Origin of the sequence: Streptomyces sp. 351MFTsu5.1, assembly GCF_000383655.1 — a bacterium.
GTDB classification, from domain to species: Bacteria; Actinomycetota; Actinomycetes; order Streptomycetales; family Streptomycetaceae; genus Streptomyces; species Streptomyces griseorubiginosus.
In genome coordinates this window covers 30,726-42,716 of the sequence record NZ_KB911782.1, presented here as the reverse complement: position 1 = coordinate 42,716, position 11,991 = coordinate 30,726, and the positions used below count along the sequence as shown (strand labels likewise).

The window sequence follows — 11,991 nt, the reverse complement described above, 5'->3', positions numbered from 1 at the left end:
CCCCTCCGTCATCGCGCAGTCGGCTCCTCGGCCAGCGGGTGGGCCGTCGCCAGGCCCGCCAGGAGGCCCGCACCCACCGACACCATGGTGAAACTGAGCGCGTTGCCGACCGCGGCGATCCCCGCCAGCGCCGTCAGGGCCGCGCCCGCCGTCAGGACGATCGGGGTCGAGCGCCGCGAGCGCCACAGCGCGTACAGCAGCCAGCAGAAGGCCGCCGCCAGCAGCACCACCCCGACCACGCCCTGCTCGGCGGCCATCTGGAGCGGCGCCGAATGCGGTTTCCCGTCGGGCAGCAGCGAGTGGGCCGCCGTGCCGCTCAGCTCCCCGAAGCGCCCGGGTCCCACACCGAGGGCCGTGTTCTCCCGGGCCATGCGCAGGGCGTCGTGCCACAGGTCGATCCGTTGCGGGGTGAGCTGCCCGCGCAGCGACTCGGTGAGCCCGTCCGGCACCGCGCTCCCGGCGACCGCCCAGGTCAGTCCGGTCACCGAGACCGCGGCCAGGACGAGACCGACGAGGCCAGGACCCCGGTGGTCCATCCTGCTCGCCGCGAGCGAGCACAACACCACGGCCAGACAGGTCACCAGCCCGGCCACCGAACCCAGAACCGCCGAGGTCACCGCGATGCCGACGGCCAGCAGCCGCAGAAGGAGCCTCAGGCCGGGCGATCCGGTGGTCCAGGCGGCACAGCACGCCGCGCCGGCGGCCAGGGTCAGCAGGGCGGCCGTGGCGCCCGCGTGACCGAGCGGCGCGACGATCTCGGGGCCCGGTGCGAGATGGGGGAGCCCCACCGCGAGGCCGAACGCGGTCGCCGCGGCGGCACAGGGGGCGGCGACCGGCAGCAGCGCCCCCGAGATCCGGCCCGCGGCATAGCCCGCGGACACGGCCAGCAGCGCGAGCAGTACACCCTCCGGACGGCCGTCGTGCACGGCCGCGGTGATCAGCGACCAGGCGGCACAAGCCCCGAGGACCAGCACGCCCACCCCGTCGGAAGCGTTGCGTCTGTCGCCGTCCTCCGCAGCACCGGCCACAGACGTCATCCCTGTGGAACCCACCCCGCCCCCCGAACCCCGGTCCCCCGACCTGTGGCCCGCCGCCCGGACACCGCGCGACGAGGACTGAGGCACACCGTAACGGCTGATGGTCGATTTGTGGACGAGTTGCGCCGGGTTGCCCGGCAGCGGCACGGTTCGAGCGGTCCGGCGCCGCCGCGATCACCAGGCGGACCGCGCTGTCGATGCCAAGGTCGACCGCCGTACACTCCCGGAGTGACCGTCACCGCAACCTCCGTGGACGAGTCGGACCAGCTGGAACCGCCGTCCGCGCCCGCCTCCCGCTGGGCCGCCCGGCTCCGCCGTCTCCTCCCGGCCGCCGCCGCGGCGCTCTCCGGAGTGCTGCTCTACGTCAGTTTCCCGCCCCGCACCCTGTGGTGGCTGGCCCTGCCCGCCTTCGCCGTCTTCGGCTGGGTGCTGCGCGGCCGTGGCTGGAAGGCGGCCTTCGGTCTCGGTTACCTCTTCGGACTGGGCTTCCTGCTGCCACTGCTGGTGTGGACCGGCGTCGAGGTCGGCCCGGGCCCCTGGCTGGCGCTGGTCGCGATCGAGGCGATCTTCGTCGCGCTGGTCGGTGTCGGCGTGGCCGCGGTCTCCAAACTGCCCGGCGCCCCGGTGTGGGCGGCCGCCGTGTGGATCGCCGGCGAGGCGGCACGCGCGCGTGTGCCGTTCCACGGCTTTCCCTGGGGCAAGATCGCGTTCGGACAGGCCGACGGCGTTTTCCTGCCGCTCGCCGCGGTGGGCGGCACACCCGTGCTGGGCTTCGCCGTCGTGCTGTGCGGCTTCGGCCTGTACGACGTCGTCCGGCTGGTCGTGGAGCGGCGGGGGACCGGGGCCCTACGGCGTCCGGCTGCCGCCGTGGCCCTGCTGAGCGTGGTCGTACCGGTGGCCGGGGCACTCGCCGCGCGGGGCCTGGTGAGCGACAAGGCCGAGGACGGCACCGTGACCGTCGCGGCCATCCAGGGCAACGTGCCGCGCGCGGGCCTCGAGTTCAACGCCCAGCGCAGGGCCGTGCTCGACTACCACGCGCGCGAGACGGAACGGCTGGCCGCCGAGGTGAAGGCCGGCAAGGTCGCGAAGCCGGACATCGTGCTCTGGCCGGAGAACTCCTCCGACGTCGACCCCTACACCGACGCGGACGCGGCGGCGACCATCGAGAAGGCCGCCCAGGCCATCGACGCGCCGATCTCTGTCGGCGGAGTCGTCGAGCGGGGCGGCAAGCTCTACAACGAGCAGATCCTCTGGGACCCGGTCAAGGGCCCCACCGACACCTACGACAAGCGGCAGATCCAGCCGTTCGGCGAGTACCTCCCGCTGCGCTCGCTCGTCGGGGCGATCAACAAGAACTGGACCTCCATGGTCCGCCAGGACTTCAGCCGCGGCACCAAGCCGGGCGTGTTCCAGATGGCCAACGCCAAGGTCGGCCTGGTCACCTGCTACGAGGCCGCCTTCGACTGGGCCGTGCGCTCCGAGGTCACCGACGGCGCCCAGCTGATCTCCGTGCCCAGCAACAACGCGACCTTCGACCGCAGCGAGATGACCTACCAGCAGCTCGCGATGTCCCGGGTCCGCGCGGTGGAGCACAGCAGGACCGTCACGGTGCCGGTGACCAGCGGCGTCAGCGCGATCATCATGCCGGACGGAAGGATCACCCAGAGGACGGGCATGTTCGTCCCCGCCTCGCTGGTGCAGAAGGTGCCGCTGAGGTCGTCGGAGACCCCGGCCACCCTGATGGGCACCCTGCCCGAGATGCTCCTGGTCCTGGTCGCCGCCGGCGGACTCGGCTGGGCGGTCAGCGCGGGGCTGCGGGGTCGTCGCACCGGGGACGTGTAGGGCGTACGACCGCGGCAGGCGCTGTCCGCGGGTGCGGTAGGTGCGGTAGGTGTGGTGGGCGCGGCGGGTGACCGGGCGCCCGCCGGTCCCCGTCCGGGAGATCACCGACCTGTCACCGGCGGCGGTTAGGGTCGGCCCATGGCTACCCCAGATTTCATCCGCACCCTCCGGAAGTCCATCGGTCACGACCTGCTCTGGCTCCCCGGCGTGAGCGCCATCGTCTTCGACGACGAGGGCAGAGTGCTGCTCAACCGCCGCTCGGACACCGGCAAGTGGTCGATGCTCGGCGGTATCCCGGAGCCGGGGGAGCAGCCCGCGGACTGTGCCGTGCGGGAGGTCGAGGAGGAGACGGGCGTCCTCTGTGTCGTCGAACGGGTCGTCCTGGTCCAGGCCCTCAATCCCGTGACGTACGTCAACGGTGACATCTGCCAGTACATGGACATCTCGTTCCGCTGTCGCGCCGTCGGCGGTGAGGCGCGGGTCAACGACGACGAGTCGCTCGAGGTGGGATGGTTCCCGCTGGACGCCCTGCCCGACCTCAACGCGTTCGGGATGCAGCGGATCAAGCAGGCGTCGATGGACGCCCCCACATGGTTCGAAACCACGAGTTCCGAGTGAATTGTGGGGTGTGACCACATGTGGTGGCGAGGGGATCCTGCCTAGGGTCGGACCATGACCGCCAGCAGTGCCCTCCCGGTACCCGCCCCCCACGCCGCCGCGCTCGATCTCGGCGGCCGCACCGCCCTCGTCACCGGCGCCGCCGGCGGCATCGGCCGCGCCTGCGCGCTGCGGCTCGCGGCCGCCGGGGCCAAGGTGAGAGCGGTCGACCGCGACGCCGCCGGTCTGGAGGCGCTCGCCGAGCAGGCCGTGGGACTGGGCGGGACGGTCGAGCCGCATGTCCTCGACCTCACCGACCTGGACGCCGCCGAGCACGCGGCCGCGGGCACCGACGTCCTGGTCAACAACGCCGGCATCCAACTGGTCCGTCCCCTCGAGGATTTCCCGCCCGAGGTGTTCCACACGGTCCTCACCGTGATGCTGGAGGCGCCGTTCCGCCTGATCCGCGGCGCGCTGCCGCACATGTACGGGCAGGGCTGGGGGCGGATCGTCAACGTGTCCTCGGTGCACGGTCTGCGTGCCTCGGCCTACAAAGCCGCCTACGTGGCCGCCAAACACGGCCTGGAGGGTCTCTCCAAGACCGCCGCCCTCGAAGGTGCCCCCCACGGGGTGACCTCGAACTGTGTGAACCCCGCCTATGTGCGCACCCCACTGGTCGAACGACAGATCGCCGACCAGGCCCGGGCGCACGGCATCCCCGAGGAGCGCGTGGTGTCCGAGGTGCTGCTCCAGGACAGCGCGCTCAAGCGGCTCATCGAACCCGAGGAGGTCGCCGAGGCCGTGGCGTACCTGTGCGGCCCGCACGCGTCCTTCGTCACCGGCACCTCGCTCGTCCTGGACGGCGGCTGGACCGCGCACTGACCGGCACCGGACCGGAGTTTTCCACAGGCCTGACGGGGTGAGCGTGCGATGAGCAATCCTGTGGGCATGTCCAGCGATCACACCCGGCTCGGCGGGCACCCGCAGCCCGGCGCTCACACGCACTCCGCCGAGCAGTACGCCGCCAGTGCCGAGGCACCCTTCCTCGCCCTGTTGGCCAGAGGCGCGTCCGCCGACGCCTACGAGCAGCCGGTGCTGATCGCCCGCGCCGAGGGCAGGCCCGCCGAGTGGATCGCCGCGCTCGAGGCGGCCAGGACGGTCGCCCTGTGCGTGCGCTCCGAACTGGAGGGCAGGCGCCGGCGCGAGGCCGAACTGTCCGCCCTGTTCGAGACCGCCCACGACCTGGCAGGGCTCCGGGACCTGGACGCGGTGCTGCGGGCCATCGTGCAACGCGCGCGGTCCCTGCTCGGCACGGACGTGGCGTACCTGAGCCTGCACGACCCGGCGCGCGGCGACACCTACATGAGGGTCACCGAGGGCTCGGTCGCCGCCCGCTTCCAGCAGCTGCGGCTCGGGATGGGCGAGGGCCTCGGCGGACTCGTCGCCCAGACGGCCCGCCCCTACGTCACCGACGACTACTTCAAGGACGAGCGCTTCCGGCACACCCTGGCCATCGACTCGGGCGTACGGGACGAGGGCCTGGTCGCGATCCTCGGGGTGCCGCTGACCCTGGGGCACCGCGTCATCGGGGTGCTGTTCGCGGCGGACCGCAGGGCCCGGGTCTTCGAGCGGGAGCAGATCGCCCTGCTCGGCTCCTTCGCCGCCCTCGCCGCGGCCGCCATCGACACCGCGAACCTCCTCACCGAGACCCGCTCGGCCCTCACCGAGCTGGAGCGGGCCAACGAGATCATCCGCGACCGCAGCGGGGTCATCGAGCGCGCCTCCGACGTCCACGACCGGCTCGCCGAACTGGTCCTGCGCGGCGGCGGGGTGCACGACGTGGCGGCGGCCGTCTCCGAGATCCTCGACGGCACGGTGGAGTTCACCGAGCTCGCACCCGCCGAGCCACTGGAGACCTCCCGGGCCGAAGGCCATGCCGTACGGCACCGGGACGACTGGATCGCCGCTGTCGCCGCCGGCGGCGAACTCCTCGGCGCGCTCGTGCTGCGCGGCCACCCCGGGCTCGATCCGGTGGACCAGCGCACCCTGGAGCGCGCCGCGATGGTCACCTCCTTGCTGCTGCTCGCCAGACGGTCCGCCGCGGAGGCCGAACAGCGGGTGCGCGGCGAGCTGCTGGACGACCTGCTCGACGCCCGGGACCGCGATCCGCGGCTGCTGCGGGAACGGGCCGCGCGTCTGGGGGCCGACCTCGACGCCACCCATGTCGTGCTGGCGGCGCGGCTCGACGCTCCCGCGGCCGACGCCGACCAGGAGGCGGCCGCCCGCAGGCGCCTGTGGTCCGCGGCCTCCCACCTCGCCGCGACCCGGCACGGCCTGGCTGCCGCCCGCGACGGCGGGACCGTCCTGCTGCTGCCCCTGACCGACAAGGACACCGCCACCGAACTGGCCCGCCGCACCGCCGGGCACCTCGGCACCGCCGTCCACGAGGCGGTCACCGTGGGCGCCTCCGCGCCGGTGCGCGACCTCGCCGTCCACCCGGACGCCGTGGCCGCCGCCTACGAGGAGGGCCGCCGCTGCCTCGACGCCCTGCGGCTCCTCGGCCGCTCGGGGGACGGGGCGGCGGCCGAGGACTTCGGCTTCCTCGGGCTGCTCCTGGCCGGCGACCGGGACATCGCGGGCTTCGTCGAGCGGACCATCGGCCGGGTCGTCGCGTACGACGAGCGACGGGGCACCGACCTCCTGCGCACCATGGACGCCTACTTCGCCAGCGGGATGAGCCCGGCCCGCACGAAGGACGACCTGCACGTCCACGTGAACACCGTCGCCCAGCGTCTGGAGCGCGTGGGCCGGCTGCTCGGTGAGGACTGGCAGAGCCCCGCCCGCGCTCTGGAGATCCAACTCGCCCTGCGCCTGCACCGCTTGTCGGCGTCCGTACGGAACTGACCCCCGCGCGCGTGGCGTACGGGGGCCGGTCCGGTTCGGGACAGCGGGAGGGCTCAGACGGTCCTGGCGTCTGCGGCGGGGGAGTGGGCCGCGGGCCCGGTCTCGGCGGCCGGGACGGTGGCCGGTTCGACGTCGGCCAGGTCCCGGTGGCGGGTCTCCTGGGCGACGCCGACGGCCACGACGGTCAGGACGGCCGCGGCGATGACGTAGAGGGCGATCGGGGTGGAGGTGCCGTAGTCGGCGAGGAGAGCGGTGGCGATGAGCGGGGCGGGGGCGCCGGCCGCTACGGAGGCGAACTGCGCGCCGATGGAGGCGCCGGAGTACCGCATGCGGGTCGCGAACATCTCGGAGAAGAAGGCGGCCTGGGGTGCGTACATGGCTCCGTGCAGGACGAGCCCGACGGTCACCGCGAGGACCAGGTTGCCGAAGCCGCCGGTGTCGACGAGCGAGAAGAAGGGGAACATCCACGCGCCCACGCCGACCGCGCCGAGCAGGTACACCGGGCGTCGGCCGACACGGTCGGACAGGGCTCCCCAGGCGGGGATCACCGCGAAGTGCACGGCGGAGGCGATGAGCACCGAGTTCAGGGCGGTCTGCTTCGAGACACCGGCCGAGGTGGTGGCGTAGACGAGGATGAACGCGGTGATGACGTAGTAGCTGATGTTCTCCGCCATGCGCGCGCCCATCGCGACCAGCACATCGCGCCAGTGGTGCCGCAGCACGGAGACGATCGGCAGCTTCTCGGCCGCACCGTCCCGCGCCGCCTTGCGGGCCTCCGCCTGCGCCAACGCCTCCTTGAACACGGGCGATTCGTCGACGGAGAGCCGGATCCACAGCCCGACGACCACCAGGACTCCGGAGAGCAGGAAGGGGATACGCCAGCCCCAGCTGCCGAACGCGGCGTCCGGCAGGACGGCGGTCAGCAGCGACAGCACACCCGTAGCGAGGAGTTGCCCGGCCGGTGCCCCGGTCTGTGGCCAGGAGGCCCAGAAGCCACGCCGGCGCGCGTCGCCGTGCTCGGACACCAGGAGTACGGCGCCGCCCCACTCGCCGCCCAGCGCGAAGCCCTGGACCAGGCGGAGCACGGTCAGCAGTACGGGGGCGGCGGTGCCGACGGTCGCGTGTGTGGGCAGCAGGCCGATCGCGAAGGTCGCTCCACCCATCAGGAGCAGGCTCAGCACCAGCAGCTTCTTGCGGCCCAGCCGGTCGCCGTAGTGCCCGAACACCAGCGCGCCGAGCGGGCGGGCGGCGAATCCGACGGCGTACGTCAGGAAGGAGAGCAGCGTGCCGACGAGCGGATCGGAGTCCGGGAAGAAGAGCTTGTTGAAGACGAGGGCGGCCGCGGAGCCGTAGAGGAAGAAGTCGTACCACTCGATGGTGGTGCCGATGAGGCTGGCGGCGACGATGCGCTTCAGGTTGTTCGGCGTCGGGGGAGCGGATGCTGCGGAGGCCATGTGCGCCACTTCCTCGTGTGCGGTGGGGACGGGTAGGTGTCCGGACACCGTAGGAATGCGCAAGTCAAGGGCACATGTGGCGGGGCAACATAGTTCGGGCTTTGGCTATCCGCGGGGTCACCATGCCGGTCGAAGTGCCCATGACGGCTCTGCGTGCAGGGGTGATGTCGGACATAGTCTCTGATGTCCCTCGGTCAGCATGTGCCACAGCAGCAATTCCCAATTCCCCAACGAATCAGGGGTTGTTACGATCATCCGGCTCACGCGGCGAGAAATATGGCGCCGCTCCAATCGTGTATGACCAACACGGGAGATATGCCATGCGTTTGAGCCGGACGTTCGCGTCCCTCGGTGTGACCGCTACCGCCACCGCGGGTCTGGTGCTCGGAGTGGCCCCGCAGTCGAATGCCGACGCGGGACTCACCTGTCCTGATTCCCAGACCTACTGCATGCGGTTCCACTACAACACCGGCTTTGCCGGTTCCCGCACCGTGTTCCGCGGCTTCGACCATTACAGCCTGAACGGCTACACGTTCCTCGGTGACGGCGCCGGAAAGGGCCAGGCCGTCAAGAACAACGCCGCCTCCGCGGTCAACATGGCCCCGTACAACCTGGTGATCTACTTCAACAGCAACCTCCAGGGCGCCTGTGACTCTCTGCCCGAGTTCGGGACGGCGTACCAGCTGAAGAACACGTACAACAACAACGCCTCCTTCGGGTACGGCCGCGCCGACAACACCTGCTACAAGTTCTGACCCGCGTGCGACGCCTGGCACCCATGTGCCTGGCCCTGGCCGCCGCCCTGCTCGGCTGCTCCTCAGAGAGCGGTCCGGGCGCGGGCGGCGCCCCGGCCGGGCCCTCCGAGACGCCCGTCACATCCAAGGGTTCGGCGGCGAAGTCGCAGGTCACATACGGCGATCGGCTGCCCGTCGCCCGCTACAGCTACACCGCTGGCGAGTCCGCCGTCATCGAGTCCGCGCAGCAGATCCTGACCAAGCGCTGTCTGCGCACCTACGGGATCACGTACGAGCCCGCGAAGCGGGAGGCCGAGACCTCCACGTCCGCCGACCGCCGCTACGGGCTGTCCAGCGCGAGCGAGGCCGCTCGCCTCGGATACCACCCCGACATCGGCCCCCTGCCCGCGGGCCCGGACCTTCCCGAGGACGCCCTGCGGGTGTTCTACGGAAACCGGGGCGCAGAACCGGGCGCCGCGGAGAAGGTCGTCTACAAAGGAAGAGAAGTGCCGACGAACGGCTGCTTCGGACAGTCGGTGGCGCAACTCGCCAAGAAGTACGACGCCCCGGAAGCGGCGGACATCGCCCGCGGCATCTCCACGCAGAGCTATAAGGATTCGCTGACCGAACCGAAAGTGAAGGAGGTATTCCGGAACTGGTCCGCCTGTATGCGGAGTTCAGGATTCCGATACGCGTCTCCGCTCGAACCGGCCAACAACAGGGAATTCCAGCGCGAGGACATCTCCGCGAAGGAGAAAGAGACCGCGCGCGCGGATGTGCGCTGCAAGGAGAAGACCGACCTGCTCGACATCTGGTTCACGGCCGAATCCGCCCTGCAGAAAGCGGAAATCGACAAGAACTCCGAGACCCTCAACAAGCTCCTCACGGCCCACCGGAAGAAGACAGAGGCGGCACGCAGGATCGTGGCGGAGGGCTAGGGGCCTTCGCGGGGCCGGCCGTAGCGCACCGTTCGCCACGGAGGAGCGACCGCCGGGCCGGACCGCACCGGTCCCGGCGGTCTCGTTGTCGACCCCGGATCCGTCCGTGCACCTCAGTGCTGTCAACGGCAGGTGTTGTGGTGGGCGATGTCGAGGACGAAGCGCTCGGGGCGGTGCAGTTGCTTCGTCGTGTAGGAGGGCTTGCTGTTGAACGCGGCCCCGAAGGTGACGACTCCCTCGAAGTCGCCGGTCAGGGCGAAGCCCTTGAGCTTCGGCAGATTCAGCTTGATCAGGCGCGGGCCCTTGTAGACGTTCCTGCCCGCGTCGTCGTGCGCTGCGGCGGGGGAGAGCTTGATCTCCAGGAAGTACTTCCCGGCCAGCGGGACCTTCTTCCCCGAGCTGTCGTAGCGGAGCTCCTTGACACGCGTGACGGTGGCCGGCGGCAGTTTGCCCTTCACGTCGACGACGACCCTGTCGAAGGAGCAGTGACCGCCGATCCTGGCGTTGACCACGAGACTCGTGGCCGGTGCCGAGGACGTGGCGGCGGCAGGGGTCGACGCCGCGGCGCCGGCCAGCAGGAGTGCGCTCGCGGTGGTGGCCGTGAGGCGATGGCGGGTATGCATGATGCCCCCCTATGAGACGTCGGGGACTGATGGTTACTGTACGAGACATATGTGAGGGTCATACGGTTGCACGCTTCGGCGAACGAGTGTGCGCGTCTGTGGCCCGGAAGAGTTGGTGGCCGGAACGGACTCGGTGCGTGCGGACTCAGTGCACCGGGATGATGTCGGGGGCGCCGAGCCGTACCGCGTCGGCGGTCTGGTCGTCCGGCTGCTGCTGGGCCTCGCGTTCGGCGGCCACTCGCTTCAGGTAGTGGTTGACCTCACGGTCCCGGTGCGCCTGGTCCCAGCCCAGCTGAGGTGCCATCAGTTCCGCGACGGTCTGCGCCGCGTCCACCCCTCGGTCCCAGGACTCGATCGAGATCCGGGTACGCCGGGCGAGCACGTCCTCCAGGTGGCGGGCCCCCTCATGGGTCACCGCGTACACCGCCTCGACCCGCAGGTAGTCGTCGGAGCTCGGCAGCGGCTCGCCCAGCGAGGAGTCGGCGGCGACCAGGGCGAGCAGCTCGTGCACCAGGGAGCCGTAGCGGTTCAACAGGTGCTCGATGCGGGCGACATGCAGCCCGGAGCGCTCGGCGAGGATGTGGCGGGAGTTCCAGAGGGCCGGATAGCCGTCGGCGCCGAGCAGCGGAACGCGGTGCGTGACGCAGTCGGGCACTTTCTCGTCCAGGCCGCGGGCCGCCTCGTCGACCGCGTCCTTGGCCATCACCCGATAGGTCGTGTACTTGCCGCCGGCCACCACGACGAGACCGGGCACCGGGTGTGCGACCAGGTGCTCACGGGACAGTTTGCTGGTTTCCGCGGCCTCGCCGGACAGGAGGGGACGCAGACCGGCGTAGACACCCTCGACGTCCTCCGGAACCAGAGGCGTGGTCAGGACGCTGTTGACGTGGTCCAGCAGGTAGGTGACGTCCTTGGAGCTGAGGGCGGGATGGGCCTTGTCGAGTGTCCAGTCGGTGTCGGTGGTCCCGATGATCCAGTGCCGTCCCCAGGGGATGACGAACAGCACGCTCTTCTCGGTGCGGAGGATGAGCCCGGTGCGGGAGTTGATCCGGTCGCGGGGGACCAGCAGGTGTACGCCCTTGGAGGCGCGGACGTGGAACTGGCCCCGAGTACCGGCGAGGGACTGGGTGTCGTCGGTCCATACGCCGGTCGCGTTGATGACCTGCTTGGCCCGCACCTCTGTGTCGTCGCCCGTCTCCAGGTCCGTGACCACGGCACCCACCACCCGCTCGCCCTGCCGCAGGAAGCGGCTGACCCGGGTGCGGTTGGCGGCCAGCGCTCCGTAGGCGGCGGCCGTGCGGACGAGGAACAGGGTGTGCCGGGCGTCGTCGACCTGGGCGTCCCAGTACTGGATCGCGCCGACCAGGGCGTCGGAGCGCAGCGCGGGTGCCTCGTGCAGGGCTCGGCGCTTGAGCAGATGGCGGTGGTGGGGCAGACCTCTGGAGGTACCGGAGGCCATGGCCATGGTGTCGTAGAGCAGCACGCCGGCGCCGACGTAGGGGCGCTCCCGGATCCGGTGTCGCAGCGGGTAGAGGAACGGCACCGGACGCACCAGATGAGGAGCCAGGACCCGAAGCAGGAGTCCGCGTTCCTTCAGGGCCTCGGCGACGAGCCGGAAGTCCAGCATCTCCAGGTAGCGCAGGCCGCCGTGGATGAGCTTGCTGGAGCGGCTGGACGTGCCCGAGGCCCAGTCCCGGGCTTCGACGAGGCCGACTCGCAGGCCACGGGTGGCCGCGTCCAGGGCGGCGCCGGCGCCGACCACGCCGCCCCCGACGACGAGGACGTCGAGCTCGTTCTCTCCCAGCCGGACGAGAGCCTCCGCGCGTGCGCCGGGCGAGAGGGCCACCGGGTTCGCCATGCTC

Annotated in this window: 10 protein-coding genes; 6 read left to right on the top strand and 4 right to left on the bottom strand. The window is 71.2% G+C overall.

The window, feature by feature from the left end:
• Positions 1-8: 8 nt before the first annotated feature.
• Positions 9-1,037, bottom strand: coding sequence for an O-antigen ligase family protein (locus H295_RS0119165; RefSeq protein ID WP_078616697.1), 1,029 nt, complete (start codon positions 1,035-1,037; stop codon positions 9-11).
• Between the two features lie 228 nt (positions 1,038-1,265).
• Between H295_RS0119165 and lnt the strand changes: the two genes are divergently transcribed.
• From lnt to H295_RS0119145, 4 genes are all read left to right on the top strand, one after another.
• Positions 1,266-2,879 (top strand): apolipoprotein N-acyltransferase, encoded by a 1,614-nt coding sequence (gene lnt / locus H295_RS0119160; protein WP_020136955.1) that lies wholly within the window; start codon positions 1,266-1,268, stop codon positions 2,877-2,879.
• A 138-nt stretch (positions 2,880-3,017) separates the two neighbouring features.
• On the top strand, positions 3,018-3,497 hold the full coding sequence (locus tag H295_RS0119155; RefSeq protein WP_020136954.1) for an NUDIX hydrolase: 480 nt from the start codon (positions 3,018-3,020) through the stop codon (positions 3,495-3,497).
• A gap of 54 nt (positions 3,498-3,551) precedes the next feature.
• Positions 3,552-4,358 (top strand): 3-hydroxybutyrate dehydrogenase, encoded by an 807-nt coding sequence (locus H295_RS0119150; RefSeq protein ID WP_020136953.1) that lies wholly within the window; start codon positions 3,552-3,554, stop codon positions 4,356-4,358.
• A gap of 66 nt (positions 4,359-4,424) precedes the next feature.
• Entirely contained in the window at positions 4,425-6,380 is a 1,956-nt protein-coding gene (locus H295_RS0119145; protein ID WP_028809519.1) for a helix-turn-helix domain-containing protein, read from the top strand.
• 53 nt (positions 6,381-6,433) lie between these two features.
• On the opposite strand, the gene H295_RS0119140 is transcribed toward H295_RS0119145, so the two are convergent.
• Entirely contained in the window at positions 6,434-7,834 is a 1,401-nt protein-coding gene (locus H295_RS0119140) for an MFS transporter (protein ID WP_020136951.1), read from the bottom strand.
• 320 nt (positions 7,835-8,154) lie between these two features.
• Here H295_RS0119140 and H295_RS0119135 point away from each other — a divergent pair, with 320 nt between their 5' ends.
• Together H295_RS0119135 and H295_RS0119130 are read left to right on the top strand one after the other, a co-directional pair.
• Positions 8,155-8,589 (top strand): hypothetical protein, encoded by a 435-nt coding sequence (locus H295_RS0119135; protein ID WP_020136950.1) that lies wholly within the window; start codon positions 8,155-8,157, stop codon positions 8,587-8,589.
• Between the two features lie 5 nt (positions 8,590-8,594).
• The gene (locus H295_RS0119130) at positions 8,595-9,506 is read left to right on the top strand and encodes a hypothetical protein (RefSeq protein WP_158691053.1); all 912 of its coding nucleotides are present in this window, start codon (positions 8,595-8,597) and stop codon (positions 9,504-9,506) included.
• A gap of 122 nt (positions 9,507-9,628) precedes the next feature.
• Here H295_RS0119130 and H295_RS0119125 read toward each other — a convergent pair whose 3' ends face one another.
• Positions 9,629-10,129, bottom strand: a complete 501-nt coding sequence (locus H295_RS0119125) for an AMIN-like domain-containing (lipo)protein (protein ID WP_020136948.1) — start codon at positions 10,127-10,129, stop codon at positions 9,629-9,631.
• Between the two features lie 145 nt (positions 10,130-10,274).
• Positions 10,275-11,987: a glycerol-3-phosphate dehydrogenase/oxidase gene (locus H295_RS0119120; protein WP_028809517.1), complete on the bottom strand. Its 1,713-nt coding sequence runs from the start codon at positions 11,985-11,987 to the stop codon at positions 10,275-10,277.
• Positions 11,988-11,991: the final 4 nt, after the last annotated feature.

Bases quoted from the DNA above. Each gene is read 5' to 3' on its own strand.
- H295_RS0119165 (WP_078616697.1), bottom strand. From the start codon at position 1,037: ATGACGTCTGTGGCCGGTGCTGCGGAGGACGGCGACAGACGCAACGCT.
- H295_RS0119155 (WP_020136954.1), top strand. From the start codon at position 3,018: ATGGCTACCCCAGATTTCATCCGCACCCTCCGGAAGTCCATCGGTCAC.
- H295_RS0119150 (WP_020136953.1), top strand. From the start codon at position 3,552: ATGACCGCCAGCAGTGCCCTCCCGGTACCCGCCCCCCACGCCGCCGCG.
- H295_RS0119145 (WP_028809519.1), top strand. From the start codon at position 4,425: ATGTCCAGCGATCACACCCGGCTCGGCGGGCACCCGCAGCCCGGCGCT.
- H295_RS0119140 (WP_020136951.1), bottom strand. From the start codon at position 7,834: ATGGCCTCCGCAGCATCCGCTCCCCCGACGCCGAACAACCTGAAGCGC.
- H295_RS0119135 (WP_020136950.1), top strand. From the start codon at position 8,155: ATGCGTTTGAGCCGGACGTTCGCGTCCCTCGGTGTGACCGCTACCGCC.
- H295_RS0119125 (WP_020136948.1), bottom strand. From the start codon at position 10,129: ATGCATACCCGCCATCGCCTCACGGCCACCACCGCGAGCGCACTCCTG.
- H295_RS0119120 (WP_028809517.1), bottom strand. From the start codon at position 11,987: ATGGCGAACCCGGTGGCCCTCTCGCCCGGCGCACGCGCGGAGGCTCTC.